Annotated in this window: 24 protein-coding genes and 1 riboswitch; of the genes, 1 reads left to right on the top strand and 23 read right to left on the bottom strand. The window is 44.8% G+C overall.

Annotation, left to right across the window (positions count from 1 at the left end; all coding sequences use genetic code 11):
• Positions 1 to 115 precede the first annotated feature (115 nt).
• The 8 genes from K401_RS0110585 to K401_RS0110550 all read right to left on the bottom strand — a co-directional run bounded on the left by K401_RS0110585 (position 116) and on the right by K401_RS0110550 (position 10554).
• Positions 116 to 1060 carry a transketolase family protein gene (locus tag K401_RS0110585; RefSeq protein WP_024292917.1) on the bottom strand — a complete coding sequence of 315 codons (945 nt, stop codon included), beginning with the start codon at positions 1058 to 1060 and terminating at the stop codon, positions 116 to 118.
• Positions 1045 to 1884: a transketolase gene (locus K401_RS0110580; protein WP_024292916.1), complete on the bottom strand. Its 840-nt coding sequence runs from the start codon at positions 1882 to 1884 to the stop codon at positions 1045 to 1047. Before K401_RS0110580 ends, K401_RS0110585 begins: the two co-directional genes overlap by 16 nt.
• A 108-nt stretch (positions 1885 to 1992) precedes the next feature.
• Positions 1993 to 3342: a PTS ascorbate transporter subunit IIC gene (gene ulaA, locus K401_RS0110575; protein ID WP_024292915.1), complete on the bottom strand. Its 1350-nt coding sequence runs from the start codon at positions 3340 to 3342 to the stop codon at positions 1993 to 1995.
• A 23-nt stretch (positions 3343 to 3365) separates the two neighbouring features.
• Complete coding sequence (locus tag K401_RS0110570) at positions 3366 to 3647, bottom strand: PTS sugar transporter subunit IIB (protein WP_024292914.1); 282 nt, start codon at positions 3645 to 3647, stop codon at positions 3366 to 3368.
• A gap of 20 nt (positions 3648 to 3667) precedes the next feature.
• The gene (locus K401_RS0110565) at positions 3668 to 5740 is read right to left on the bottom strand and encodes a BglG family transcription antiterminator (protein ID WP_024292913.1); all 2073 of its coding nucleotides are present in this window, start codon (positions 5738 to 5740) and stop codon (positions 3668 to 3670) included.
• 279 nt (positions 5741 to 6019) lie between these two features.
• Positions 6020 to 7855 (bottom strand): alpha-amylase, encoded by a 1836-nt coding sequence (locus K401_RS0110560; RefSeq protein WP_024292912.1) that lies wholly within the window; start codon positions 7853 to 7855, stop codon positions 6020 to 6022.
• Between the two features lie 54 nt (positions 7856 to 7909).
• Entirely contained in the window at positions 7910 to 9769 is a 1860-nt protein-coding gene (locus K401_RS0110555) for an ABC-F family ATP-binding cassette domain-containing protein (RefSeq protein ID WP_024292911.1), read from the bottom strand.
• A 29-nt stretch (positions 9770 to 9798) separates the two neighbouring features.
• Positions 9799 to 10554 carry an exodeoxyribonuclease III gene (locus K401_RS0110550; RefSeq protein ID WP_024292910.1) on the bottom strand — a complete coding sequence of 252 codons (756 nt, stop codon included), beginning with the start codon at positions 10552 to 10554 and terminating at the stop codon, positions 9799 to 9801.
• Between the two features lie 321 nt (positions 10555 to 10875).
• Here K401_RS0110550 and K401_RS0110545 point away from each other — a divergent pair, with 321 nt between their 5' ends.
• On the top strand, positions 10876 to 11778 hold the full coding sequence (locus K401_RS0110545; RefSeq protein ID WP_024292909.1) for an ROK family protein: 903 nt from the start codon (positions 10876 to 10878) through the stop codon (positions 11776 to 11778).
• A gap of 105 nt (positions 11779 to 11883) precedes the next feature.
• Here K401_RS0110545 and K401_RS0110540 read toward each other — a convergent pair whose 3' ends face one another.
• From K401_RS0110540 to K401_RS0110445, 15 genes are all read right to left on the bottom strand, one after another.
• Entirely contained in the window at positions 11884 to 12201 is a 318-nt protein-coding gene (locus K401_RS0110540; protein WP_024292908.1) for an energy-coupling factor ABC transporter substrate-binding protein, read from the bottom strand.
• 1 nt (position 12202) lies between these two features.
• Positions 12203 to 12952, bottom strand: a complete 750-nt coding sequence (locus K401_RS0110535; RefSeq protein WP_024292907.1) for an energy-coupling factor ABC transporter permease — start codon at positions 12950 to 12952, stop codon at positions 12203 to 12205.
• Positions 12953 to 13155: 203 nt separating this feature from the next.
• Positions 13156 to 13341, bottom strand: a riboswitch (cobalamin riboswitch).
• Between the two features lie 26 nt (positions 13342 to 13367).
• The gene (locus K401_RS0110525) at positions 13368 to 14204 is read right to left on the bottom strand and encodes an energy-coupling factor ABC transporter ATP-binding protein (RefSeq protein ID WP_024292906.1); all 837 of its coding nucleotides are present in this window, start codon (positions 14202 to 14204) and stop codon (positions 13368 to 13370) included.
• Positions 14205 to 14247: 43 nt separating this feature from the next.
• On the bottom strand, positions 14248 to 15069 hold the full coding sequence (gene cbiQ / locus K401_RS0110520; RefSeq protein ID WP_242837929.1) for a cobalt ECF transporter T component CbiQ: 822 nt from the start codon (positions 15067 to 15069) through the stop codon (positions 14248 to 14250).
• Between the two features lie 183 nt (positions 15070 to 15252).
• Positions 15253 to 16890: a hypothetical protein gene (locus K401_RS0110510; RefSeq protein WP_024292904.1), complete on the bottom strand. Its 1638-nt coding sequence runs from the start codon at positions 16888 to 16890 to the stop codon at positions 15253 to 15255.
• Between the two features lie 22 nt (positions 16891 to 16912).
• Entirely contained in the window at positions 16913 to 18280 is a 1368-nt protein-coding gene (locus K401_RS0110505; protein ID WP_024292903.1) for a PTS transporter subunit EIIC, read from the bottom strand.
• A 133-nt stretch (positions 18281 to 18413) separates the two neighbouring features.
• Positions 18414 to 19418: a LacI family DNA-binding transcriptional regulator gene (locus tag K401_RS0110500; RefSeq protein ID WP_024292902.1), complete on the bottom strand. Its 1005-nt coding sequence runs from the start codon at positions 19416 to 19418 to the stop codon at positions 18414 to 18416.
• A 181-nt stretch (positions 19419 to 19599) separates the two neighbouring features.
• The gene (locus K401_RS0110495; RefSeq protein ID WP_024292901.1) at positions 19600 to 21240 is read right to left on the bottom strand and encodes an ABC-F family ATP-binding cassette domain-containing protein; all 1641 of its coding nucleotides are present in this window, start codon (positions 21238 to 21240) and stop codon (positions 19600 to 19602) included.
• 225 nt (positions 21241 to 21465) lie between these two features.
• On the bottom strand, positions 21466 to 22113 hold the full coding sequence (locus tag K401_RS0110480; RefSeq protein WP_024292900.1) for a hypothetical protein: 648 nt from the start codon (positions 22111 to 22113) through the stop codon (positions 21466 to 21468).
• 601 nt (positions 22114 to 22714) lie between these two features.
• On the bottom strand, positions 22715 to 22924 hold the full coding sequence (locus K401_RS0110475; RefSeq protein WP_156945269.1) for a hypothetical protein: 210 nt from the start codon (positions 22922 to 22924) through the stop codon (positions 22715 to 22717).
• A gap of 22 nt (positions 22925 to 22946) precedes the next feature.
• On the bottom strand, positions 22947 to 23087 hold the full coding sequence (locus K401_RS33555; RefSeq protein ID WP_242842302.1) for an N-acetylmuramoyl-L-alanine amidase: 141 nt from the start codon (positions 23085 to 23087) through the stop codon (positions 22947 to 22949).
• 280 nt (positions 23088 to 23367) lie between these two features.
• Positions 23368 to 23529, bottom strand: a complete 162-nt coding sequence (locus tag K401_RS32860) for a hypothetical protein (protein ID WP_156945268.1) — start codon at positions 23527 to 23529, stop codon at positions 23368 to 23370.
• Positions 23530 to 23891: 362 nt separating this feature from the next.
• The gene (locus K401_RS0110455; protein WP_024292898.1) at positions 23892 to 24656 is read right to left on the bottom strand and encodes an amino acid ABC transporter ATP-binding protein; all 765 of its coding nucleotides are present in this window, start codon (positions 24654 to 24656) and stop codon (positions 23892 to 23894) included.
• A gap of 12 nt (positions 24657 to 24668) precedes the next feature.
• Positions 24669 to 25319, bottom strand: a complete 651-nt coding sequence (locus K401_RS0110450; protein ID WP_024292897.1) for an amino acid ABC transporter permease — start codon at positions 25317 to 25319, stop codon at positions 24669 to 24671.
• 75 nt (positions 25320 to 25394) lie between these two features.
• Positions 25395 to 26258: an amino acid ABC transporter substrate-binding protein gene (locus K401_RS0110445; protein WP_024292896.1), complete on the bottom strand. Its 864-nt coding sequence runs from the start codon at positions 26256 to 26258 to the stop codon at positions 25395 to 25397.
• Between the last annotated feature and the right edge of the window lie 12 nt (positions 26259 to 26270).

The raw sequence follows: 26270 nt of genomic DNA, 5'->3' as shown, positions 1-26270 counted from the left end.
AAATAGCATCCTACTCTTTAAAAAGCAGAAGGATGCTATTTTTTATGGTCTATGTATGACATACTGTGACATCATGAGTATGAAAGCCAATCTCCTGGCAAAAAATGCAGCGCCATCATCGATGATAAAAATCTAAAATACGCCTTGCCAGGCTTTCTGAATCCAGTTCATAAGCTCTTAGCAGTTCCATTGCAGAGCCTGATCTTCCGTAGACATCATTGACACCTATTTTTAAAACAGGGACGGGATAATTTTCAGACAGAGCATCACACACTGCGCTTCCCAATCCGCCGATAATGGAATGTTCCTCCACCACCACTATTTTCCCCGTCTTTTTTGCCGACTGGATCACCAGATCCTTATCCAAAGGCTTAATGGTGTGGATATTTATGATTTGTGCCTGAAGCCCTTTTTCCGCCAATATTTTCTCCGCCTCCAGCGCTTCATTTACCAGAATTCCATTTGCAATAACAGTAATATCCGTCCCCTCCTTTAAAATTACCCCTTTCCCAATTTCAAAATGACAGTCCTCCCTCTGATTAATGAAAGGAACAGGGACTCTTCCAAATCTTAAATAAACAGGCCCTTTCCGTTCATATGCTGCTTTTACCGCCGCTTTTGTTTCCACATCATCAGAAGGACATAAAACAACCATTCCAGGTATAGCTCTCATCAGTGCAAAATCCTCATTGCACTGATGAGTGGCCCCATCCTCTCCAACGGATATCCCGCCGTGAGTGGCTCCTATTTTTACATTCAGTCCAGGGTATCCAATGGAATTGCGTATCTGCTCAAAAGCACGGCCTGCCGCAAACATGGCAAAGGAACTGGCAAAGGGAATTTTACCGGTTAAGGACAATCCTGCCGCAACTCCCATCATATTGCACTCCGCAATCCCGCAGTCAATATGCCTGTCTGGAAAAGCCTTTTTAAAAAGAGCGGTCTTTGTGGCCGAAGCCAGATCTGCGTCCAATACATATAAATCTTCATGGATACGGCCTAAATCTGCCAGCGCTTCTCCATAGCTGTCCCTGGCCGCTTTTTTTATGATCTCTGACATAAAAGTTTCCTTTCCCTTTCCAGTTCTCCCATGGCAAGCTGATACTGCTCCTCATTCAGTGCACCGCTGTGCCATGACAGATTATTTTCCATAAATGAGATCCCTTTCCCTTTTACTGTTTTTGCAATAATCACCGTTGGTTTTCCTTTTGTCTCCCTGGCCGTCAAGAGAGCCCTTTCCAGCTCCTCAAAGCTATGGCCATCAACAGTGATGGCATGAAAGCCAAAGGCCTCAAACTTCTTATCAATAGGATAAGGAGAGCAGATTTCTTCAACGGTACCGTCAATCTGAAGATTGTTATTATCCACGATCACTGTCAGATTGTCTAATTTCCTGTGGGCTGCAAACATGGCAGCTTCCCATACCTGCCCTTCCTGTATTTCCCCGTCTCCTGCCAAAGCATAAACACGGTAGTCTTTCGAAGAAAGCTTTCCTGACAATGCCATTCCCGCTGCAACTGAGACTCCCTGTCCCAGGGAGCCGCTGGACATATCCACACCAGGTGTTTTCTTCATATCCGGATGCCCCTGCAGCCTGGAACCTATTTTCCGGAAAGTCGACAGTTCGGCCGCAGGGAAAAAGCCCCGCCGGGCCAAAGCCGCATAATATCCCGGTGTTACATGACCCTTTGATAAGACAAACCGGTCACGGTCTTCTTTTCCCGGATCATTTTCATCAATATTCAATTCTTTAAAAAATAAGCAGGTCAGTATTTCTGCTGCGGATAAAGACCCACCCGGATGCCCGCAGCCAGCATGATATACGGCATCTATGATTCCTTTGCGTATATCATTGGCTGTTAATTTCAGCTCCTCATATTCCATCCCGATCCCTCTTTCTAAACGATCTGACAATACGCTCTGTCTATTGGTGAAAGAAATGCTGCAATGCCTGAACAGATCCTCAGGCATTACAGCCTACCTTATGTATCACTATTTCGGATCTTTCTTGTCAGGCTTTACAACTGAGACAGCAATCATGACTGCCAGCACTCCAAATACGAATATGGTAGCTGCCATAGGCCCTAATTGTCCTGCCTTTCCCATTAAGAATCCGGAAGCTATAAAATCCAGATCAGAGAAGGTTGTTCCCTGGTAACCCAGATCGCCCAGGAGAGGCATTAATAAAAGCGGTGCAAAGGTCAGCATCAAACCGTTTATAAAGGAACCGAATACAGCTCCTTTTACCCCTCCGTTGGCATTGCCGAAGACTCCCGCCGTGGCGCCGCAGAAGAAATGAGGCACAACTCCCGGCAATATGATGATTCCGCCGGTGAGAACCAGAATTGCCATACCCACGATCCCGCCTGCAAAACTGGAAAAGAAACCAATCAACACGGCATTTGGCGCAAAGGTATAAACGATCGGGCAGTCCAGTGCCGGCTTTGCATTGGGAATCAGTTTTTCTGAGATGCCTTTAAAGGCCGGCACGATTTCTGCAAGGATCAGGCGGACTCCCTGTAATATAATCACCACACCTGCCGCAAACTGAATTCCCTTTGTAATGGAAAACATCATATAATTCTTTCCGTCTGACCAGTTTTCCTTTATGTAGTCCGGTCCGCAAAAGAGTGCAAGAATCACATAGAAAAGAACCATTGTCAGGGAAATGGAAACGGAACTGTCCCTTAAAAATGCAAGGGATTTGGGGAATTCAATCTCCTCTGTTGACTTTGAATTTTTCCCCACTAATTTACCGATCATTGCAGAAGACCAATATCCGATTGTGCTGAAATGGCCAAAGGCCACATCATCGGTTTTGGTTATCTTTTTCATGGTCGGCTGCGCCAGGGCAGGGAACAACACCATCACAATTCCAAGGGCAACCGCGCCCACCACTACGGTCATAGCCGTAGACATGCCGATGGTAATTAAGATAACGCCGATCATACAAGCCATGTAAAGGGTATGGTGCCCTGTAAGGAATACATATTTAAACCTGGTAATACGGGCAATGATAATGTTGGCAAACATTCCGAAAAACATAATCAGGGCAGTGACCTGGCCGTACTCCTTTAACGCCACCGCTATAATGGCCTCGTTATTGGGCACAACCCCTGCCGTATGAAATGCCTCCTGAAACATTCCTCCAAAGGGAGCCAAGGATGCGACGATCACATCTGCTCCCGCCGATAACACGATAAAACCGAGAAATGATTTTATGGTTCCCCTGATGGTATCTGCCGCCGGTTTCTTTTGCAGCAGCAAACCAATGAATGCAATTAATGCCACTAACACTGCAGGGGTTGAAAGAATTTCCTGTATGATTTTTAAAACAGCCATGGTTTTCTCCTCTCTATGCGCAATCAGATTACATTCCGTTTCTTTAACGCCTCTTCCAATTTTTCCTTCAGTTCTTTTTTATCCAGCAGGTTTTCCAGCTCCACCACTCCTTTTAAATGGGTCATCCCCATTGCAATATCTCTTCCGGCAATAAAGATGTCCGCTGCTCCCGGCGCGGCACCTCCCAAATCACTGTGATCCACCTCGATCCCTGCTGCCCCGATCTCCTTTAAAACATTTTTAATATTCATCTCCACCATAAAGCTGCTTCCAAGTCCTGAACCGCACACCGCCAATATCTTCATATGACTTCCTCCTGACTTTTTTATTCTTCTTCCATATCGATCAGTTCCATCACATCCTCTACGGAACTGCAGGCTAATAATTGTTCCCTGGTATCTTCATTGGTCAAAATATTAGATAATTGGGCAAGGGCTCTTAAATGTGTGTGATTATCAATGGCCGCCAGGGTAATGAAGACCTTCACCGGCTTCTGGGGATTATCCAGCACGCAGACCTCTTTTTCCAGCTTTAAAAAACTCATTCCCAGCTTATGGACCCCTGCCTGATTCTGAGCATGAGGGATCGCTACATAGGGACATATTACGATATAGGGACCAAAGCCCTTCACATTGCCGATCATTGCATTGATGTAATCTTTTGTTATGGAACCATTCTCCAATAAAGGCTTTGCCCCCAGCCAGATTGCTTCCTCCCAACTGTTTACACTGGAAGCAAATTGTATGGTTTCCTTCGTAAGAAGGTCTTTTATCACAGGTAATCCTTCCTTTCCGACTTTTTCTTTTTTATATTGTTTTTGCAGAAGGTCCTTTAAGTCACCGCTTAACCCCTTCCGGTCATGGATCACCGCGTATTTTTCCACAATTTCCAGGATTGAATGTACGGTCATACCGGCCTCTGACTTGATTCCAAATACAGAAGAATATACCGCTTCACTGATAATAAACCGTTCTTCTACCGTTAAGATGGGGGAGGATACGAACATATGCTTCTCTTCCGGCACATCGATTCCTTCCGTAGTGGAAAAAACCATATCATAGGTTTCCGGGGGAACCTCTTTAAACTCTTCTGCATTACAAGTGTCCGCGAAATGTATTTCAGGAAATATCTTTATTAACTGGTTTTTCATCATCACAGAGCTTGCAAGTCCGTTCTGGCATACGATAATGGCTCTTTTTCTGATCTTATCCTGATCCGGAAGATCCATTACCGTCATGAAATGCAAAGCAATATAGGCAATCTCATCATCAGGAATGAAGCAGTCTAAGTAGTCTCCAAAGGGTTCTAGCACGAGCCTGCATATGTCAAACACCTCTCCAAACTCTTTTTTAACCTGCTTCAATGCCGGATTCACCACCGGTATCCCGTACTTTAACCGAAAATAGGCCAAACGCAGATGCATCAGCATATTTTCCGATATGCCCGCCTTCTTTTGTACCACAGTTCCGGTAATGACTTCAAACCGGTTAATCAGACTTTGGCACAGCTCCTGCAAAAACACACTCTCCTGGTTGTAAAGGTGGAAATACATTTTATCCCCTAAAACCGTGCTTAACAAAAGGACAAATAAATAGTCAGCCTCTTCTTCGGGCAGATGAAAGGTCAGTGATTCATAAAAAGCTGTTACAGCTGCATAAAGGGGGAGTTGATTCCACGTGGTTTCATGTATATGGACAGGCAAGTATGTAATGGATTGGCAGTGATAAGGGAGCAAGCTGATAAAATATATCACCTGGATCAGATATTCCTTCATGATCGGCAGATTAAATTCCTTAATCAACGACTCTGCCTTAGCTTTTGTCTCCTCAAATACCACATCATAGGAAGGATCCGAAACAGCCAGTGAAATTAACTTTTTACATAAAAAATTGTCCTTCAGGTTAATAATTGCAAGCAATACCAGAGAACGGATCTTAACCGGCTCCCCTTCAAAGTAATAACCCGATTTTCTTGAGTATTTCAATTCCACCTTATACTGCCTGCCGATCTTTGCAATCTTTCTTAAATCATTTAAAACGGTATTCTTGCTTGACTGCAGATTAATAATAAAATGATTCAGCCCCAGGGGTTCCCTTGTGCAAAAGATCTGGATACAGATGATCCATATTTTGTTTTCCCCATTAACAGCAAATTTCTGCCGGGGCAGGTTTAATCCGGATATTTTGTTGATGGTTTCCTTATTAATCAGAAACTTGCCTTTTGACAGTCTGATCAATTCAATCTCATTTTCTTTCAGCAGTTCATTGATTTTGCTTACATCATATTCAATCTGCCTTTTTGAACACCCCAGCAGATCCATGGCCTTGCTTACGGAAAAATTCCTGTCATTCAGCAAATACTGCAGCAAATTGAACGCGCGCTTTTCAATAATTTGCATTGTCCCACCTCTTTTTTATGCAATATATCACTGATTCCCTGTAATTATTATAATTAATCAGGCACTATTTTTCCATTTTAATTGGTACCTAAATTTGTTATTTAAAATAAAACAAAAATGTGCTCATATACAATATGAAAATTAATAAATACAACCAATTGCTGTCCAAATATTTTGTATCATTGATTCAAAGTTGATAAAACCATAAAAAATAAGGGCAATCCGGATTGATTGCCCTCAAACACATCATAACCATATATAATTTTCTTTTAACACCGGTCATTTTTTCCCCATCAGCACCACAATGGATCTGGGCGGAACCAGAAAACTCTTGCCTTCAGCCACAGGCTCCTTTCCTTCCGGGTACATTCCGTTTGCATCTGCCCGATCCGTATGAAAGGCTACATGCCACCGCTCCTTTTTAGGCAGGTTGGGAAGATCAAATTCGTGGGGTTCCCAGTGCATGTTATAAGCCACATAAAAGTTGTTGTCATAGGTTCCATCCGGTCTTTTTCCATATTCCCCGCAGTAAAAGACTCCAAGCTGGCGCCGGTAATTATCAAATTCCGGACACCATGCCTTTACTCCGTGATAGGAAACATCAGGAAGACCGCAGGCCAGATAATCCATGATCCTTGGCTCCTTAGGCATATGGAACACCGGATGAGCCTTTCGGAAAGCGATAACAGCCTTTACAAACTCCAGAATATCCTGGTTGGTCCTGACCAGATTCCAATTAAGCCACGACACTTCGTTATCCTGGCAATAGGCATTATTATTACCTGACTGGGAATTGCCGAATTCGTCTCCCGCCATAATAAGAGGAGTTCCCTGGCTTAAAAGTAAAAGAAGGAATGCGTTGCGAAGCTGCTTTTTCCGAAGCTCCATCACCTTCTTCCGCTTGGTAGGTCCTTCCACCCCGCAGTTCCAGGAATAATTGTAGGGACTGCCATCCTGATTGTTTTCTCCGTTTTTCTCATTATGCCTGGTATCATAAGATACCATATCCATCATGGAAAAGCCGTTGGTATTGGCCATATAATTGATGGTCCCGTATTCCGGCGGATTTCTCCTGGTCCGGAGGGCAAGGTTTTTCATCTGTTCCTCATCCCCCTTTAATACCCGGCGCATGTCTATGAGAAAACCGTCGTTATATTCTCCTAAATGTTTGATTTCTCCCTTTGAGACCGGCTCCCAGGAGACCGCAAACAGTTTGATCCTGCTTAAATAAGGATCTCTTCCAAGGAGGTCCAGGGGCAGGGTCCCCACCAGATGGATCCCATCCACATGGAACTCATCAGCCCAGAAACGGACCGCATCAAGAACAAAAGAGGGCGGTTCCTTACCTGTAAAAAAAAGCTCCACAATCAATTCCAGACCTTCTCTATGGAGGGCCTTCACAAGGCTTTTAAACTCCAGGGCAGGGTCCTTTCCCCATGCATAGGAAGCCTTGGGAGCAAAATAATAGCCTGAGGTATATCCCCAATAATTTAATTTTCCTGTGGGTTTATCCACACCGGAGGGGTCTCCATGCACATATTCGGGCATAATGACCTCGGAAAATTCATTCACCGGCATCAGTTCAACAGCTGTCACACCTAATTCTTTTAAATAAGGAATCTTCTCTCCTATGGCATCAAAGGTTCCTCTATGCTTTACCTTAGAAGAGGCATGCTTTGTAAACCCACGGTTATGAAGCCTGTATATGATGGTTTCCTCATATGGAATCTGAGGGAGCTTATCCCCTTCCCAGTCAAAATCAGCAAACTCCATGGGTGACCTTAAAAGGGCAGAAGCATGTTCAAGATCTCCCCAGGTCTCCCGTCCGGTAAAGTGTTTCCCGTAAGGATCTGAAAACAGTTTTCCATCGATTTCAAAGCAGTATTCCAGATCATTAAAATCCTCTCCCAGAATGGTCATATTCCATACATCGCCCTTTCTGCACTCTGACGGAAAAGACAGGGTCTGGACCGGTTCTTTTGCTCCGGTCTTATAAATATGGACCCTGCATTCCTTCCCTTCCGCAGCCACACACAGGCGGATCCCTCCGGATACTTTTGTAAGCCCCAAAGGATATGCCTCCATCTCATGCTTTGCAATCTTGTACTGTTCCATATCACTTATCTCCTCCGTCTCTTGGTCTGATTCCGGGACAGTTCCTGCTTGTTTTTACTGATTTTCAATCTGCTCTGCCAGATCGTTTAAATACATCCACCGCTCCATCTTCTCTTCCAGCAGTCCTTCCTGCTCTGTCTTTTCTTCCATCAGGGCATTCAGCCTGCCATAGTCGCTGGCTGCTTCTCCCATCTGCTTTTCCAGGTTCTCAATTTTAGCTTCCAAAGCCGCAATATCCTCTTCAATGGTATCCCATTCCCGTTGTTCTTTAAAGGAGAATTTAAGCTTCCTCTCCCCTTTTGGCTTTTCCTTATTCTTTTTCTCCGGAGCTTCCGCATTTTTTGCAGGACCCTCATCCTGGCCTGGAAGGCCCTGAGGATATTTCTCCTGGAAAGCCACCTGATAATCGGTAAAACCGCCCTCATACTGGATCACCTGACCCTGGCCTTCAAAGGCAAAGATCCGGCGCACCACACGGTCCAGAAAATAGCGGTCATGGGAAACCGTAACAACGATTCCCTGAAAGCTGTCAAGGTAGTCCTCTAAAATCGTCAAGGTCTGGATATCCAGATCATTGGTGGGCTCGTCAAGCAAAAGCACATTAGGTGCTTCCATCAGGATCCGAAGCAGATAAAGCCGTCTTTTCTCCCCGCCGGACAGCTTGCCCACGTTGGTGTACTGGACACTTGACGGAAACAGAAAGCGTTCCAGCATCTGGGAAGCGCTGATGCTGCCATCCTTTGTCTTCACATATTCCGCCACGTTCCGAATGTAGTCAATGACCTTTACGCTCTCATCCATGTCCTCGCTTTCCTGGGAAAAGTACCCCATTTTCACGGTCTGACCTATGGTAACTGTTCCTGAGTCAGGTTCCAGCCAGCCTGCTATGATTTTCATCAAGGTGGATTTTCCGCTTCCATTTGGCCCTATGATGCCGATGCGGTCGTTTTTAAGGAAAATATAGTTAAAATCCTTCATCAGCACCTTTTCCCCATAGGCCTTGGAGATCTCATTAAGCTCCACAGTAGTCCGTCCCAGACGGCTTGCTACGGAATCCAGCTCCACGTTCTGATCTGTCTGAAGCCCCTTTTGGTCACGAAGAGCCTCATAACGCTGAATATGGGCCTTCTGCTTAGTGGAACGCGCCCTTGCTCCCCGCTGCATCCATTCCAGCTCCACCTTAAGAATGGACTGACGCTTCCGCTCTGTGGCCGCCTCCATATCCATGCGCTCTGCTTTCAGCTTTAAATATACACCATAACATCCCAGGGTGCTCTCTCTCTCGCCTCCGCCGCCATTCACCTTGTTTTCCTGATAGCTGTAAAGCTTTCCCTTATCAAGCTCCACGATCCGGTTGGTTACGCTGTCTAAAAAATACCGGTCATGGGTCACCATCAAAAGTGCACCTTTAAAGCGCCGCAGATAATCCTCCAGCCAGTCTGCCATGCTGCTGTCCAAATGGTTGGTAGGCTCATCAAGAATCAGTAAATCTGTGGTCCCAAGAAGGACACTGACTAATGCCACCCTTTTTCTCTGCCCTCCGGACAGGGTTTCCACCCTGGAATCAAAGTCCGAAAATCCGAGCCTGGTGAGCATGGACTTTGCCTGGCTTTCTAAATCCCATACATGCTCATGCCCCTCATTGTCCCTGACAATGCTTTCCAATATGGTATCCCCTTCATGAAACCTTGGGTTCTGGGACAGAAAGCGGATATCTAAATTCCTTCCCTTTACCACGGTCCCCTGGTCCGGCACCTCAAGACCTGCCACGATCCGGAGCAGTGTGGACTTGCCGGTCCCGTTAATGCCGATCAGGCCGATTTTCTCCCCCTCATTGATGCTGAAGCTGGTATCATCAAAAAGCAGACGCTCCGTATATGATTTTGTTAAATGTTCAATGGTCAGTAAATTCATTCCTTATCGTTCTCTCCTGTTTGGTTCTTCTAGCGGATCACAAGCTCCACAGGGCAGTGATCAGAGCCCATGACTTCTGTATGGATTCCCGCGCTCACAAGCCTGTCCTTTAAGCTTTCTGAAACGCAGAAATAGTCAATACGCCACCCTGCGTTTTTCTGCCTGGCGCTGAACCGGTAGGACCACCAGGAGTATATCCCTTCCTGCTCCGGATAGAAATAACGATACGTATCAATGAAACCGTTTTCCAGAAGAATGGTGAATTTTTCCCGTTCTTCATCGGTAAAGCCCGCATTTTTACGGTTGCTCTTGGGATTCTTTAAATCAATTTCCTTATGGGCCACATTAAGATCTCCGCAGAAAATCACCGGCTTTTTCTCTTCCAGCTTTTTTAAATAGGTAAGGAATGCCTCTTCCCATGTCATCCGGTAAGGCAGGCGGGCCAGTTCATTCTGGGAATTGGGAGTATAGCAGGTAACCACGTAATATTCCGGATATTCCGCCGCAATCACCCGGCCTTCCCTGTCATGCTCCTCTGTGCCGATGCCGTAGGCCACTGACAAAGGCTCTTCCTTAGTAAACAGGGCTGTTCCGGAATAGCCCTTCTTTTGGGCATAATTCCAGTATTGATAATATCCGGGAAGATCAAGGTTGATCTGTCCCTCCTGAAGCTTGCTTTCCTGGATACAAAATACATCTGCATCCATTTCTTTAAAATAATCCAAAAATCCCTTCTCCACACAGGCACGAAGGCCGTTCACATTCCAGGAAATCATTTTTTTCATTGTTTTTCACCTCGGATAAAAGATAGGAATAGTATATCATTTTCCCGGAGATTAGGAAAGGGAAGAATTTTAATTCCCAGATTCTGCTTTAAAAAAACATGACTTTCCTTATTTCATTTATATGATCAATAATAATTACGCCTTAAACGGAAATATCGTTGACGAATCCTCTTCTTTTGAGATATTATAATGATATTTTAAGGGTACACGAGAACTGTGTTTACACAGGAAACACTCCCAGGCTTTTATGATCTGGCGGTGTCAGTTCATAAGCTATGACGAATAACTTAACAGAATGGTCAATGAGATAAGGAGGAGTATATGGAATATCGTTTAGGGATCGATATTGGGGGAACATTTATTAAATATGCGTTAGCAGATGAAACGTATAATATAGTAGAAAGGTGGAAAGCCAAATCCATAAAGTTTGACAGCATACATGAATTTTACGACTACATATGTTCCAATATTAAGGATCTCAACTCAGTAAAAAACATAGGAATAAGCGCTCCAGGACTTATTGATGAAGACTCTAATGTGAAATCTTATGCTGCAGCAAATGTATGCATTATGAAAGGCAGCAATGTTAATCATGAAATAGGAAAAAGGACAAATAAAAAAGTGGCGACCATCAACGACGCAAAAGCAGCCGGCCTTTGTGAGTTTAAAATGGGAAACGCAAAAGGAAGCAGCTCCTCCGCATTTTTAATTATCGGTACAGGTACCGGCGGGTGCTTATGTGATGAAAAAGGCGTTATATATGGCAAAGATGGCTTTGCAGGAGAATTTCACCATCTGCCGTTTTTAAACTTTGAAACCGGAAAGATTCTTAGACAGGGTGATTATGCTTCCATGTTTGCTTTAATTGAAATATTTAATAATAAAGCAGCTTTAGAAGATCAGGCGGTCTATGGAAGTGAAGTATGTGAAAAGTACTTAAATGGAGACAAGACAGCCAAGGAAGCTGTTGATGAGTGGATCAATCATATCTCCATTCAGCTTCTGACGATCACTGTATTTTATAATCCGGAAATCATATGCATAGGAGGAGGGATATCGGAAGAGACCTGGTTTATAGAAGCTGTCAGAGAAAAATTTGATAACATATGCAAGAACTATTTTGGAGACGCAGAATTTATAACAACTAAAATCGATAAGTGTAATTTTAACAATGATGCCAATATATTAGGCGCTATAATAAACGTAAACGAAATGCTTACATAATTTAACAATCAAGATAATGAAACAGCCTTTCTTTTCCAGCATGGGACAAGATGATCTTAAGAACCTGACCGAGGACACCCTCAGTCAGGTTCTTATCCTATCTCATTATTTCACCTTTTCCTGCCACTTCTTCCGTTCCACAAACCGTCCCATGAAAAAGGCCAGGACGCCTACTCCGATTCCGGTCTGGACGCAAAAAAGCAGGCTTTCCACTTCTCCGGGAAGCTCTCCGTCTATGAAGGTTTCCATTACCGGGGTAAACCATGGCTCATATTCCGTTCCCTGTATTTCCGATATCATCTGGCTTCCGGCATCATCGGAACCGCCGAATTCGGCTCCCTTTAAGGCAAAGAGAGGTACCGCTGCGATGAGGAAGGCTAAAATCAGGAGAGCAGCTACGATCTTTTTATTTTTACTGGTCATATTACTGAACCTCCTTTGAAAATCCAATTGCCTTAAGCTCCGGAAGGGCATAAGTTTCAAGGGTAATGATGATCACTGCGGTGAGGATCCCTTCAATAACTGCAAGGGGAAGCTGAGTCGGAGCAAATACTCCTAAAAATTTTACGGCAGAGGCAAAAACCCCGCCTGTTTCAGACGGATAGGCCAACGCAAGCTGAATGCTGGTCACACAATATGTAAACAGATCACCGATCATCGCTGCCAGGAAAATACTGACCAGCTTGTTCACCTTCAGCATCTTTAATAATTTATAAATTCCAAAAGACACAAACGGTCCTGCAATCGCCATGGAAAAGGTATTGGCTCCCAAGGTGGTAAGGCCGCCGTGAGCCAGTAAAATGGCCTGAAAGATCAGCACGATCATTCCCAGAATGCTGACCGCAGACGGCCCGAATAAAATGGCTCCAAGGCCGGTCCCTGTCATATGGGAACAGCTTCCTGTTACCGATGGGATCTTTAAAGATGATATGACAAAAATAAAGGCTCCCGACATGGCCAATATGGTGATGGTCCTCCTGTTCTCCTGAAGCGTTTTTCTGATGGAGAAAAATCCCGCTGCCAGAAACGGCACACAGACAGCTCCCCAGGCGATACAGTATCCCACAGGAAGATACCCCTCCATAATGTGCATTCCATAAGCACTTGGAACAATTCCAAAGGCCAGGGCAAATGCAATGACAAGTTTCATGACTCTTTTTTCTTTCTTACTCATTTTCATTCTCCTTTCCGTTTTCCCACCCAGCTTTTTTGGCAGAGCCCACTCCTCTTTCTCAGGAGAAAAGGGATACCCGAAGGGTGTTCCAATAAAATAAGCACCAAATTCCGATGATTCCCACTCATCAGACCGGCGCTCACAGGGTAAATCTTTGCACAACAAAAAGACTTCCCGGCATCCGGTCATCGCTCGTAACCGAATGCGTCGCAAAGCGAAAGGCAGGTCTTCTGACTCGTGTATCTTCACAGCAGCTCCTCTTCCCGGTTTCCCAGTGATTTATTGAGCCCTGCTCCCCACTTACAGCGGCGGGACCGTAAGGGATTTCCACCCTTTTCCCTATTATCCTGCGGAGAATTTTCACAGGCACCTTTCACATGATACGATAGTATTGTAGCTGTTTCATACCTTTCTGTCAATTTCTTTGTGTTTTTAAGAGCATTTCCAGCTCCCCGGCATCCTTGGGGCAAACCATGGCTTCTTCTAAAACGTGATGCCTCACCAGGCTGTTGTAGACCTCTAAAAGGACCGGTCTTTTTAAATTGGCCTGATTTAATACTTCATCATCCTTAAACACTTCCTGCACAGGCCCGTCTGCAATGATGCGTCCGCCGGCAAAAATTACCGCCCGGTCCGCCCATCGGTATGCAAAATCCACATCATGGGTGGAAATCAGAAGAGTTTTCCCCACTTTGTTCATCTTATCCAGAATACCTTCCAGTATTTCCACATTCACCGGATCCAGGGAGGCCGTCGGCTCGTCAAATATGACCACCTCAGATTCCATGGCAATGATATCCGCTATGCTGACCCTCTTTTTCTCTCCTCCGCTTAAATAGTGAGGCGGCCGGTCTCTCATTTCCGTCAAATTCATGTATTCCAGAGCATCCTCCACCCGCTGCTTCACTTCGTCTCTTGGAAGCTTTAAATTCATAGGCCCAAAAGACACCTCTGCAGACACTGTGGAAGCGATGATCTGATTGTCTGCATCCTGAAAAACGATGCCTACATTCTTTCTCAGCTGGTTTAAATCTTTTTTTCCTATTTCCTGTCCACGGTAAAGGATCCTCCCGGAATCCGGACGGTATACCCCGTTTAAATTGAGAAAACAGGTGGATTTTCCCGCACCGTTAGAACCGAGAACCACAATCCTTTCTCCTTTTCTCACAGTGATATTGATCTCCTTTAACACCTGCTTACCCTGTCCATAAGAATAGCATAAGTTTTCCGCCTGCAAAAGAATCTCCTCCATCTTTCTTCACCTCCCTCCTATGTTGTCTCCGCCAGATAGCCGGTTAAGCCAGTAAATGTACGGATAAAAGAACCAGAAAATAACCGGCGGCCCCCCAAAGCTGCCATCCCTTTACCTTCTTTTCCTCCTCCAGAAACAAAAGCTCTCCATCATAACAGCGGGCGGTCAGCGCATCATAATAGGTATTGGCCTTTTTTAAGGAAACCACAAACAGATTTCCAGCCGTGCTTCCAAAGGAACGGCAGGATGTCTTAAAATCGCAGTAACCCATTCTGGACTCGGCTGCCTGCTTCATGGAGCACTGGGTATCCATCATCACAAAGATAAAGCGGTAAATCATGTTCATCAGCTCCAAAATTATCTTTGGAACATGAAGCCTCCGGAATACACAGATGATCTCGCTTGCAGGAGTGGAAAGCACCAGCATGTACATGGCGCTTAAGGCTGCCAGTGCCTTTAAGATCAGTCCCAGGGCAAGGCCTGTTCCCCCTTCCGTCAGGTACAGATAAACTCCTCCAACGGATACAAACGCCTTTCCATAAGGTACCGGCGACAATCCGATTACAATGGCCGCTGTTCCCAAAAAAAGAAAAGTAAGGGGGATCTTAAGAAGAGTCATATAATTCCTCCAGGGATACCCACCCCCCAATATGGTAATTGCAGCCATCGTCAAAAGCACCAAACACGATACCTTCTCATCATCCGCCCCTATGCAAAAAAACAGGGTTAACACAGCCACTGCTGCCTTAAACTGGGAATTCCAGCCTTTCATCCGGGAAAGATAGGCATAATGATCAATGGTATAAATAATTCTCACCTCCTTTTCAAAGAGATTATACGCCATAGGAGAATATTGTGCAATCATGGTCCCCCTATTAAGAAAAAAATCCTTACTTTTTATAAACTAAAGCCCCCGAACAGATGGAATGATAACCAGCCGTCCAGGGGCATATCTTTTTACCGGCCTGTTTCCGCTTATAATTTCGGAGTCAGGCTTTATTTTTATGGTTGGGAAGGCCTTTTCCCGCTCCTCATGACTGGAATACTGTCAGTCATCTTTGTTCCCGGTTTTAAGCTCCGGAGAGCCTGCCCCAAGATAACCGTGGCTTTTTCCTTCTTCACTGTCTGTAATCCAAAAAGCGTATATGGAAGCATTGTGCAGAATAAAGCGGATCCTTATTTTGTCTGGACTCACTCCACTTAAGCTTTGTTTATCCCGCCACCTTATTTGAAATTTTGTCTTATCTTCCGTCATCACACAGCAATCCTGCCTGGAGTATCCCGGTATCACATTACCTTCCTGATCCAGGATTTCGGCTGTCAGCCTTCCCTCTGTGCAGTTCGCATTTACAAATAAGAATTCTCCCTGGTATTTTAATACCTCTGTCGTCAAAGTTCCTTCTGAGCTTTCCGCCTTCATTGCAGCGAACCCATCCCGCCTTAGCCTGGCAACGCCCACTGCTCCTCCGGAATACTTATGACTTCCAAAATTAGGAGACTTCCCAGAAAAGGCGGAATAATAAAAATACAGCTCATCTCCCACCACTGTGCAGATCCCGTTTGCCGGATGAAGATATCCGTAGTCCCAGCGTCCTTCCTGCCTTGAGGAACTTATAAAATCCTCGTAGGAAGGTCTGTCAAAATGAAAGCCATCTCTGCTGAAGGCAAGCTTTAAGTCATTGATTTTCGGCAATCCGGTGGTTTCACATACAAAATTAGGGGGGCCCATAAATACGGAATAAATGCTCAGCATTACACTTTCATAGGCCACTGCATCCAGATTATACAACTGTGTATAATACCCTAAGTCTCTGTCGGGTTTATCATAAATATCGGTTCTGGCCCAAAAGCTTAAATCCTCCTTTGACCACTGACTGCCCTTATAAAAGTCATCCGTCTCATAATAGCTGCGCACTCTCACTCTGCTGTCCAGCTCTGAAAAGGTCCTCATACTGTAAATCCACTTTTTACGGAATGGATTATAAAAAAATGTTGTATTATCCCCTGAGGGGCTTGTTTTGCAAACCTCAGTCCAGTGTATCCCGTCTGCCGACTTATATAATACCGTAATTTCCTTAGGCGGAACTGATGTGGGATCATCATGTGCGTGCTTGGGCTTAAGATGATAATATTTAAAATCCTGAGAAAAGCACCGGTAAAATACCAGCATTTTATATTTCTCATCCGGGGTTTCTGCATACTCATCCAACCAAACGGCATCTCCATCCCTCAGATACCCCGGAATGTGTTTCAGTATCCGGTCGGAATGACCGGAAGGATCAATCTCACTTAACCGCTTCCACTTAAATCCATCATCACTTTCTGCATAAGCGCTGCCGTCAAACCAGCCTGCATGATACCACATTTTAAATTTATGGCTTTGAGCATCATAAAACACCCCGCCATTAAAAGGGCAGGCACATGTGCAATAACCATCATTCAGCTCCATCGTGGTCTGAGGCCATAAAACAGGCTGATCCGATACTTCAGGCTTTCCAAATTCCCTGACCAGATCTGTCTCGCTGATGAGAAAATCATCTACAAACAATTGTCTGCCAACCGATATGTCAATATACTCCGGCTTGTCCTGAAGATATAGAACTTTTAAGGGCTTGTCAAGCGTTTCCTCTTTGTTATGAGGAGGCCATAAATCTGGCAGTGTTATGTTATTATATAATCGTTCCATGATACTCCTTATTAATCATTCATTATTCTTCCGTCTTATAAAATATATAGGTCAATACAAAAGCCACTGCAAAACCAATGGCACAAGCGATTAAATATTTTCCCAGCTGACCATTTAAATACAGCAGGATACCTGGTAATGCAGTTATGGACATACCTGTTCCAGCAAGTCCCACAAGAGAGGAGAAGATACCGGCAACGCCGCCTCCAATACAACCGCATACAAACGGGGTAAGCCTGGGTAAGTTTCCGCCGAATATTAGCGGCTCGGTAATTCCTAAAAATGCAGGCAGAACCGATGTAAGATACAGAGATTTCTCTTTCTTATTTCTCGTTTTCAAGGCAGCTGCAATCCCTGCTGCTCCCTGTGCAACAATGGCGCCGCATACCAGTGCATTAAAGGGATTGGCACCCGTATTGGCCAGAAGCTCAACCTCAAGAGCCTTAAACGTATGATGGAGCCCGGTGATCACCACCGCCTGCTGCAATGCACCAACAATAAATCCCCCGATTCCAAACGGTATGTTCATCAGGACGGAAATTGCCTCTACCAATCCTTTTTCAATAATATGCATGATCGGCCCTATTACAACCAGCCCTATCACCATGCTGGAAAACAGGGTAACAAATGGAGTGATGATCAGATCCAGAACATCCGGCACAACCTTTCTAAGCCATTTTTCAATTTTAGCTGAAATAACTCCAAGCATTAATGCGGGAAGAACGGATCCCTGATAGCCTAAAATTGGTATGTTCAAACCCAGCAGGCTTAAATAAATCGGTTCGATTTTTCCGCTGGCCACCTGATTGGCATTGGGAAGCTGAGGCGCCACCAGCATGAGTCCTATTACTATCCCCAGTGCAGGCGAAGCTCCGGACCGTTTCATAACTGAATACGTAACCAGTGCCGGAAGGAACGCAAATGCAGTATCAATCAATACCTGGGACAAAGCCAGAAATGTGGGGTCCAATTCCACCCCAAGATTAGTAATGAGGCTGCGAAGGCCCATAAAAAGACCAGTTGCTACTAAAATCGGTATAATAGGCAGAAATACATCTCCAAGCAGCCTGGATGCCTTCTGGAATACGTTCATGTGAACCGCTGCGGCATCAGATTTTGACATCATATTTCCACTGTCCATTTTTGTAATATCCATTACTTCTGCATATACCTTATTAACAAAACCCGTTCCCAGAATAATCTGATGCTGCCCTGATGCCAGAAAGCTTCCTTTTACACCGTCAATTGCTTCTATTTCCTTTTTATTAAACTTTGTTTCATCCTTCAGAACAAGTCTTAGTCTTGTAGCACAATGTTCTACGTTTAAAATATTTTCCTGACCTCCTATATGGAGCAGGATTTGTTCTGCTGTCTGTCTCTCTTTACTCATTTTAGCCTCCTTGTTTGTGCAACAATGTACGCGCGTTCATTTGCATGTATAAAGAATATAACATAAACAGCAAGCTGTCAAGACGGCACATGCTTTTTATCTATGATGACATATTTTCCTTAGCTTTTTTGTGCTATTTGTATAATCCTCTGGAAGTTGATTCACGTATTACCAGTATGGGAGATAAGTTTATCAGCTCCTCCTCTGTATTTCCGTTAATGCAGTTAAGAACCATGCTGACCGCATTCCCTGCAATTTCTTCTATGGGTGATGCTACTGAAGACAGGGTGGGGATCATTTTTCTGGCTAAAAGCGTATTATTATAACCGCAGACAATCACATCTTTCGGTACCTGCAGTCTATGTTCAGCCAATGACTTGATCACATCACTGGCCGCAATATCACTATGGGCAAACCATGCCGTGACTTTACCTGGATCATGGGTCTTAAAATACTGGCTGATGATTTCATAAGCCCTCTGGTTTTCTACTGTCTCATGCTGGTTGCATTCAAGGACAGCTTTTAATTTCAATCCGTTTTTATCAAGCTCAGACCGAAAACCTTCTAATTTGTTGTTTCCGGCCAAAGATTTTAACGGCCCTATATAACCGATATTTTTATGCCCTAATTCCAAAAAATGCTTTGCTACCTGAATGCCCCCTTCTTCCGAACTGATTATGATATTTTTCTTTTCCGTTTGTTTAAAAAGGCTGACAACAGGAATATTAATACCGCTGTATAATTTTTTATTGGGTGTTCCTATGGGCCTTACGATGATCCCATCCACTTTGCGCCTTTTAAATCCGTTAATAATATTGGTTTCCCTGGCTTTTTCCCTCTGGGCATCACCTAAAATAACATTATATCCGTATTTCTCAGCCTCATGTACAATTGCCGTCATTAAAGAGGCATACAATGGGTTCGATAAATCAGAAAATAATACGCCGATGATATTGGTCCTGTTTCCCGCCAGACTCTGTGCCACCTGATTTGGCTCATATCCCAGTTTCTTCACCCAATACATGACATTGCTACGTGTTTCCATCTTGATGGATGGATGATTCGACAAAACTCTTGATACAGTAGCACGCGACACATGTGCTGCCTTAGCTACCTCTTCCATCGTAACCATGGTCATTTCAAGTCCTTTCGCTGTGGTTCATTGATCCACCTTTTTTCTATCATACTATTTTTCTGATCTTTCTGAAACCTCTAAAATAAAAAATCTTTGTGTTTCCTGAGATTATTTCCTCTCCTCTAAATAAAAAGAGACAGCCTGACAACTTAAGTGCCAGGCTGCTGCCTCAGTAAAACATAATCTATTTATTCTCCTCGACCTGCTCCTCAGTCAAGGTAAATACCTGTCTCTTACGAGCCATCTCATCACTTGCCAGATACTCGTCATAGGTAGTGATCTTATCGATCAGCTGGCCGTTCACGATCTCCATGATGCGGTTAGCCGTTGTCTCAACGATCTGATGGTCACGGGAGGAGAAAATCAGAACTCCCTGGAATTTTACAAGACCATTATTAAGCGCCGTGATGGACTCCATATCCAAGTGATCCGTAGGCTCGTCAAGTATGAGCACATTGGCGCCGGAAATCATCAGCTTGGAAAGCATGCAGCGCACCTTTTCCCCACCGGACAATACCCGTACCTTTTTCACTCCATCCTCTCCGGCGAACAGCATACGGCCAAGGAATCCGCGCACATAGGTAGCTTCCTTTTCCGGAGAATACTGGGTCAGCCAGTCAACGATGGTATCATCGTTGTCAAATTCCGCTGAGTTGTCCTTTGGGAAATAACACTGGCTGGTGGTAAGTCCCCATTTGTAATCGCCTTCATCCGGCTCCATTTCCCCTGAAAGGATCTTGAAAAGAATGGTTTTTGCAAGTTCATTGGGTCCCACCAGGGCCACTTTATCTTCACGGGTTAAGGTGAAGGAGATATTATCTAAAATCTTGACTCCGTCAATAGTCTTTGATAAACCATTAACAGACAGCACCTCATTGCCTATCTCGCGGGCCGGGCGGAAATCGATATACGGATATTTCCTGCTGGATGGCTTGATGTCATCCAGCTCGATCTTCTCCAGGGCGCGTTTTCTGGAAGTAGCCTGCTTGGACTTGGAAGCATTGGCGGAGAAACGCTGAATAAATTCCTGCAGTTCCTTGATCTTTTCTTCCTTCTTCCTGTTGGCTTCCTTCATCTGCTTTACCATCAACTGGCTGGACTCATACCAGAAATCATAGTTTCCTGCATAAAGCTGGATCTTTCCGTAGTCAATGTCCGCAATATGGGTGCAGACCTTATTTAAGAAGTAACGGTCATGGGAAACCACGATTACCGTATTTTCAAAGTTAATGAGGAATTCCTCAAGCCATGCAATGGCATCTAAATCCAAGTGGTTGGTAGGCTCGTCAAGAAGCAGGATGTCCGGATTTCCAAACAATGCCTGGGCAAGGAGCACCTTAACCTTTGACCCGCCGTCCAATTCACTCATATATTTGTAGTGAAGATCTGTCTCTATTCCAAGGCCGTTTAAGAGGTTAGCCGCATCAGACTCCGCCTCCCAGCCGTTCATGGTAGCGAATTCTCCTTCCAGCTCCGCTGCCTTAATGCCGTCATCATCGGTGAAATCTTCTTTCATGTAGATGGCATCTTTTTCTTTCATGATCTCATAAAGTCTGGCATTTCCCATGATAACGGTGTCAAGCACCTGGAAGCCATCGTATTTAAAGTGGTCCTGTTTTAAAAAGGAAAGTCTCTGTCCCGGCGTTATAACGATATCGCCGTTTGTAGGCTCCAATTCACCGGAAAGTATTTTAAGGAAGGTGGATTTTCCTGCGCCGTTGGCGCCGATCATCCCGTAGCAGTTGCCTTCGGTAAACTTGATATTCACCTCTTCAAACAATGCTTTTTTCCCGAGTCTTAATGTTACGTTATGTGCACTGATCATCTTTAATTCCCTTTCTGCAATCTGGTTATCATTCGCTCCGGAACTTCCCCTTCCTGTTTACAGGGAACTGCCGGATGGCCAAAATCATCAAAATAGGGGTCCATTGGCCCCTTCTTCTGTCATCTCTCTTATTGTACATGAAAATCCCGAATTTGCAAGCTTTTTATCTTGAAAGAAGAAGTTCCAGATAAATTTTGCCTGCATGTCCGGGATTTTCATCATTTTTCACTTTACTGCTTCCACCCTTAAGGGGAAATTGGATTTGCTTCCTGCGTCATAGGTGACGGTCACATAAATCACCTTCACCATGGCTCCGCTTCCGTTGCTGTCATCGGTTGCTGTTCCAAGGACATCAGAATCCAGTCCCTCGCAGTTGTCCTTTATAAACCCAATCTCTGTGCCGGATTCCGTTTTAATCGTAAAGGTGCTCATGGCCTGATCCACGACACTTCCGGTCACCTCCTGCACCTTCATGCTCTCCTGTCCGTCCAGCACCAGGACAGGCTTGGCATTTGCAGTATCTGAACCGGAAATCTCTCCCTTATAAATGAGGGAAACCTTCACCTCCGGTTCCAGCGCATAAGAGGTCTCCACCACAGTGCCGCTTAAATCAAAGGTCAATTCCTTATCGCCGCTTTGGATAGACATGTTTTCTAAGTTGTCCCCAACCTTTTTGACCGTACCGATGAGGATCTTAAATTCCTCTCCATTTCCCGGCGCCTCCTGGCTCACCTCTTCCGTAGCTTCAGTGCTTGAAGCCGTGCTTTCTGTTACCGTATTTGCCACACTTTCCGTATTCTTTGCCGATTTTCCACAAGCCGTAATTAAAACTGCCGCACAGACAGCCAATGCTATAATCCATGTTTTTTTCATAAGCATCCTCTTCCTTCTTTTCTAAATTACCTATGATTTCACATTTAGTATACCATCCGATTGTGAAAAATCTTTATCTTTTTTCTTAAGTAATTTTAATAATTACCTAAAATTGGAAGTTTTTTGCATAAAATCGAGGTTTGGGAGACTTACCGTCTCACCAGCTTTTACCACCTAAATGCAGTCAAAATGTAATCTGACGCCTACCTATATTCTATGCCGCAATCACCCTTATTTTTTGTAAAGATTCCTTTACTTGTAATATTTTAAAAGTAAGTATAATATAATAAAAAAGGCAATCGCCACAGGGTGGTTGGCTAATTAGAAAAGCAAAAACCTTCCCAACCGGCCAAAGTACAGGGAAGGCTTTTTGTATTTAGCGACACGTCAATAAGACGAATGTCAGCAGTGCCAGAAAGAACATGCCAAAAGACATTAAATCCTTAAAGTCAAAATACTTCATGAGCAACACCTCCATTCTATGTAGAATCGAGGCCTACCATCCTATACACGATTGCCAGCAGTTTGTACCTGCCAGTATAATTATATGTTCCAACTTAAGGCTGTACTATTAATAATATCTTACAAATTCCAATGGACCCTATTCAGCCAGCCCCGGATACTGCAGCGCTCCATCCTGATCAGGCGTGAGTGTCACCTGCTTCGTTGCCATTTTTCTGTCCTGATCCAGAATCCAATCATTCCGGATCGGTTGGCCAGTATCTCCCAGGTAGGACCTCCAGCCGCCTTCCTCTTCTATCCAGCCGGAATTTAAGCCGGGGTCCTGCAAACAACGCTGTATTAAAAACATTCCAGGTATGCTGGGTTTGATTCTATGCATAAGGGTTCGGGCAGATCTTCCCCGTCACATCGTAATGGCGGATCACCTGCACAGCAGGTACATTATATTTATCCATCAGTTCCTTGGCGTTCTGGAATACCTTGACCCGCTTATTCTCTTTTGAGCTTCTCAAATTCCTTCACGGCCTCCAAAGCTGCTGACCTTGCTAACTGCTCTGCTGTTTCTTTAATCACCCATTCACCTCCCTGCTGTCAATATCTTCTTTCTTACCTTGTCCCACTCTATGAATAACAGATCTGTGCAAAGCACCAGCTCCTTGTCAACCTCAAGGAATTAATGTTTCGATTTTTGTCATCTTTGCCTCACCAGCTGCTGCCACTTAAATGCCGTCAAAAAATGTTAGAAACTGCTATGTAAAAGGCGGGTCCGGAATACCGGACACCCGCCTAACATCATCTAACAATCACATTCGTTGTTGCAATCATCTTCATTAATCCCACGACAAGGAGCATTTCTACAATCATCCCGACATCTCTTGCAATTACATCTTCTTTTTTCCTCTGCACAAGGATCATTATCACTACAATTATTCCAGCGCCTGCATCTGCATACACATCTGCACACACACCTGTTATCTGAACCTGAGTTAGAGCAACTCATAAAACAACACCCCCTTGTTTTTGATTGCACTATATTATATGGGACAGGACGGAAAAGGGTGTAAATGCAGAAAACAAGTCCTAAATACTGTAATACCCCGTCCCTGGTCTGGAATGAGCATCACTCCATCCCCGGCCGCACTGATTCCATATTCGGGCCTCCTGGACACTCACACTTATTTAGGACAGGTTGAAGTTAAAATAGACAAGCCGGAATCCCATTACATGCAGTCAAAAAATACTACCCCTGAAACATCCATAAACAGAAAGTTTCAGGGGTTTAATTAAAATCTTTATCCTTTTGAATTTTTCGATTTCTACAGTATTTCACCGTACCTGCCCAAAAAGCTCTGCGTACGTAAATTACTGGAGGAAAAAACTTCCTCAGGAGTTCCCTCCTCTACGATTACGCCGTCAGCCATAAAAATAACTCTGTCTGAAATATCTCTGGCAAAAGCCATCTCATGGGTCACGATGACCATGGTAATTTGCATATCAGCAAGGGATTTAATGACCTTCAATACCTCGCCCGTAAGCTCCGGATCCAGGGCGGATGTGGGTTCGTCAAAAAACAGGATCCTGGGATTTAAGGCCAGGGCTCTTGCTATGGCCACCCGCTGGCACTGTCCTCCGGAAAGCTGGCAGGGATAGGCTGCTGCCTTATCCTCCAGCCCCATTTTCCGAAGAAGCTCCATTGCTTCTGAAAAAACCTCTTCTTTATCCCGTTTCTGTACATGGATCGGCGCATCGGTAATATTCTTCATAACCGTCATATGGGGAAATAAATGAAAGTTCTGGAACACCAGACCGTAATTTTTCTGTATTTCCTTCCGCTTCTCCCCTTTTGCATAAACGGCCCTTCCATCAGGCCCGTTCCATGCGGCCTTCTCTCCCAGATAATTAAGCTCGCCCCCATCCATCTCTTCCAGCATGGTGGCGCACCGAAGCAGGGTAGATTTTCCTGAGCCGGATGGACCGATGATGGATACGATCTCGCCTTCCTCTACCGACAGGGAGATATCGCGAAGCACGCCCTGGCCATCAAACGCTTTTTTCACATGGTTCATTTCCAGTAAGTACATCATCTCTTCCTCCTATTGATAATAGTTCATCCGTTTTTCTATGTATTCCATCCCCACCGCCACGATAAGGTTGAAAATGTAATAGAATAAACCTGCTGCAACGAAAGGAATCAGACTAGTCTGGGAAGAAGCCAGGGCCTTGGCAACTGCGAACATCTCCAGAACGCTGATGGTAAAAGCCAGGGAAGTGTCCTTGACCAGGGTAATGACCTCGTTGGTCACAGACGGCAGGATCCGTTTCACCACCTGGGGAAATATGATGCGGAAAAAGGTCTGGGGCTTTGTATAGCCCAAAAGCTTTGCAGCTTCATACTGTCCTACAGGCATGGACTGGATCCCGCTCCGGTATATTTCCGCAAAATACGCCGCGTAATTGATGACAAAGCCGATGAATGCCGCCCAGAGACGGTACCCATTTCCCACCTTTAAGCCAAATAAGTAATAAGGGCCGAAGTATACCACCATCAGCTGCAGCATCAATGGAGTTCCTCTCATGACTGAAATATAGAATTTAACAATGGCCTGTATGACAGGGTTCTTTGACATCCTCCCAAAGGATACCAAAAGTCCCAGGGGCAGAGAAAAGACCAGGGTCACCACAAAGATCTGGATGCTGACCCACATTCCCCCTGCCAGTTGTGATAATATCTTCGTTAAAGTCATGATTTCTCCTCCATGTTCTCTGAAAAACTACAAGATCCGGCCCATGGACACGGGACCGGAACCCATTTTATTGCTTTATTTTTTAACCGTAGTTACATCTTTGCCGAACCATTTTTCAGAAATCTTCTTAAGTGTCCCGTCAGCTGCCATGGCGTCCAACTGTTCCTGAACCTGATCTCTTAATGCATCATTGCCTTTCTTAAAGCCTACGCCGTATTCTTCCGCGGCAAGAGCTTCATCCAGTATGATAAAATCCGCTTTTCTCTGCTCGATCTGGTATGCCGCAACAATCACGTCCATGGCAATGGCATCCACTGCGCCCATTTCCAGATCCATGAATGCTGTGTTGTAATCCGGCGTAGTCTGAAGGGTCCCAAAGGTACCGGTCAGCTTTTCATCCGCCTGAAGCGCCTTTTCTGCGGAGGAATCCGCCTGTACCTCAACGATCTTACCTGATAAGTCGGCCAGAGCATTGATGCCGGAATCTTTTCTCACCACAAACACCTGGCTGTTTTCCATGTAGGGGCTTGTCCAGGTGTAACCTTCTTCACGCCCTGTTATAGTAAAGCCATTCCAGATACAGTCAATATTTCCTGATTCCAGCTCCATGTCCTTGGCATCCCATGCGATTGGCTGGGGAACATACTTCTTTCCGAGGCGGTTTGCCACCTCTTGTGCCAGCTCTAAATCAAAGCCGGTATATTCTCCATTATCTCCTACAAAGCCCATGGGCGGGAAATCCTGGTCAAATCCAACGGTAAAGGTGCCTGTACCGGCATCTTCCTTTTTGCCTGCTTCCGTTTCCTTTGCAGTCTCTTTTTCTGTTGATGCCGCCGTATCGGAAGCCGCAGAAGCAGTCACTGCATTCTTTTGCCCGGAGCAGCCGCTAAGCAGGACTGCCGCTCCCATCACTGCTGCTATTAAAACCTTTTTCTTCATAATTGCATCCTC

Source organism: Lacrimispora indolis DSM 755 (genome assembly GCF_000526995.1).
Classification (GTDB): domain Bacteria; phylum Bacillota; class Clostridia; order Lachnospirales; family Lachnospiraceae; genus Lacrimispora; species Lacrimispora indolis.
The sequence above is the reverse complement of the archived record's forward strand: the minus strand, read 5'-3'. Positions and strand labels throughout refer to the sequence as shown.

Coding starts and splice junctions, on each gene's coding strand:
- cbiQ (WP_242837929.1), bottom strand. CDS start 15,069: ATGATTGCACAATATTCTCCTATGGCGTATAATCTCTTTGAAAAGGAG.
- K401_RS0110565 (WP_024292913.1), bottom strand. CDS start 5,740: ATGCAAATTATTGAAAAGCGCGCGTTCAATTTGCTGCAGTATTTGCTG.
- K401_RS0110560 (WP_024292912.1), bottom strand. CDS start 7,855: ATGGAACAGTACAAGATTGCAAAGCATGAGATGGAGGCATATCCTTTG.
- K401_RS0110505 (WP_024292903.1), bottom strand. CDS start 18,280: ATGAGTAAAGAGAGACAGACAGCAGAACAAATCCTGCTCCATATAGGA.
- K401_RS0110535 (WP_024292907.1), bottom strand. CDS start 12,952: ATGAGTAAGAAAGAAAAAAGAGTCATGAAACTTGTCATTGCATTTGCC.
- K401_RS0110545 (WP_024292909.1), top strand. CDS start 10,876: ATGGAATATCGTTTAGGGATCGATATTGGGGGAACATTTATTAAATAT.
- K401_RS0110555 (WP_024292911.1), bottom strand. CDS start 9,769: ATGAATTTACTGACCATTGAACATTTAACAAAATCATATACGGAGCGT.
- ulaA (WP_024292915.1), bottom strand. CDS start 3,342: ATGGCTGTTTTAAAAATCATACAGGAAATTCTTTCAACCCCTGCAGTG.
- K401_RS0110510 (WP_024292904.1), bottom strand. CDS start 16,890: ATGGAACGATTATATAATAACATAACACTGCCAGATTTATGGCCTCCT.
- K401_RS0110495 (WP_024292901.1), bottom strand. CDS start 21,240: ATGATCAGTGCACATAACGTAACATTAAGACTCGGGAAAAAAGCATTG.
- K401_RS0110445 (WP_024292896.1), bottom strand. CDS start 26,258: ATGAAGAAAAAGGTTTTAATAGCAGCAGTGATGGGAGCGGCAGTCCTG.
- K401_RS0110500 (WP_024292902.1), bottom strand. CDS start 19,418: ATGACCATGGTTACGATGGAAGAGGTAGCTAAGGCAGCACATGTGTCG.
- K401_RS0110570 (WP_024292914.1), bottom strand. CDS start 3,647: ATGAAGATATTGGCGGTGTGCGGTTCAGGACTTGGAAGCAGCTTTATG.
- K401_RS0110580 (WP_024292916.1), bottom strand. CDS start 1,884: ATGGAATATGAGGAGCTGAAATTAACAGCCAATGATATACGCAAAGGA.
- K401_RS0110475 (WP_156945269.1), bottom strand. CDS start 22,924: ATGTTTTTAATACAGCGTTGTTTGCAGGACCCCGGCTTAAATTCCGGC.
- K401_RS0110480 (WP_024292900.1), bottom strand. CDS start 22,113: ATGAAAAAAACATGGATTATAGCATTGGCTGTCTGTGCGGCAGTTTTA.
- K401_RS0110450 (WP_024292897.1), bottom strand. CDS start 25,319: ATGACTTTAACGAAGATATTATCACAACTGGCAGGGGGAATGTGGGTC.
- K401_RS0110525 (WP_024292906.1), bottom strand. CDS start 14,204: ATGGAGGAGATTCTTTTGCAGGCGGAAAACTTATGCTATTCTTATGGA.
- K401_RS0110455 (WP_024292898.1), bottom strand. CDS start 24,656: ATGTACTTACTGGAAATGAACCATGTGAAAAAAGCGTTTGATGGCCAG.
- K401_RS0110585 (WP_024292917.1), bottom strand. CDS start 1,060: ATGTCAGAGATCATAAAAAAAGCGGCCAGGGACAGCTATGGAGAAGCG.
- K401_RS0110540 (WP_024292908.1), bottom strand. CDS start 12,201: ATGACCAGTAAAAATAAAAAGATCGTAGCTGCTCTCCTGATTTTAGCC.
- K401_RS0110550 (WP_024292910.1), bottom strand. CDS start 10,554: ATGAAAAAAATGATTTCCTGGAATGTGAACGGCCTTCGTGCCTGTGTG.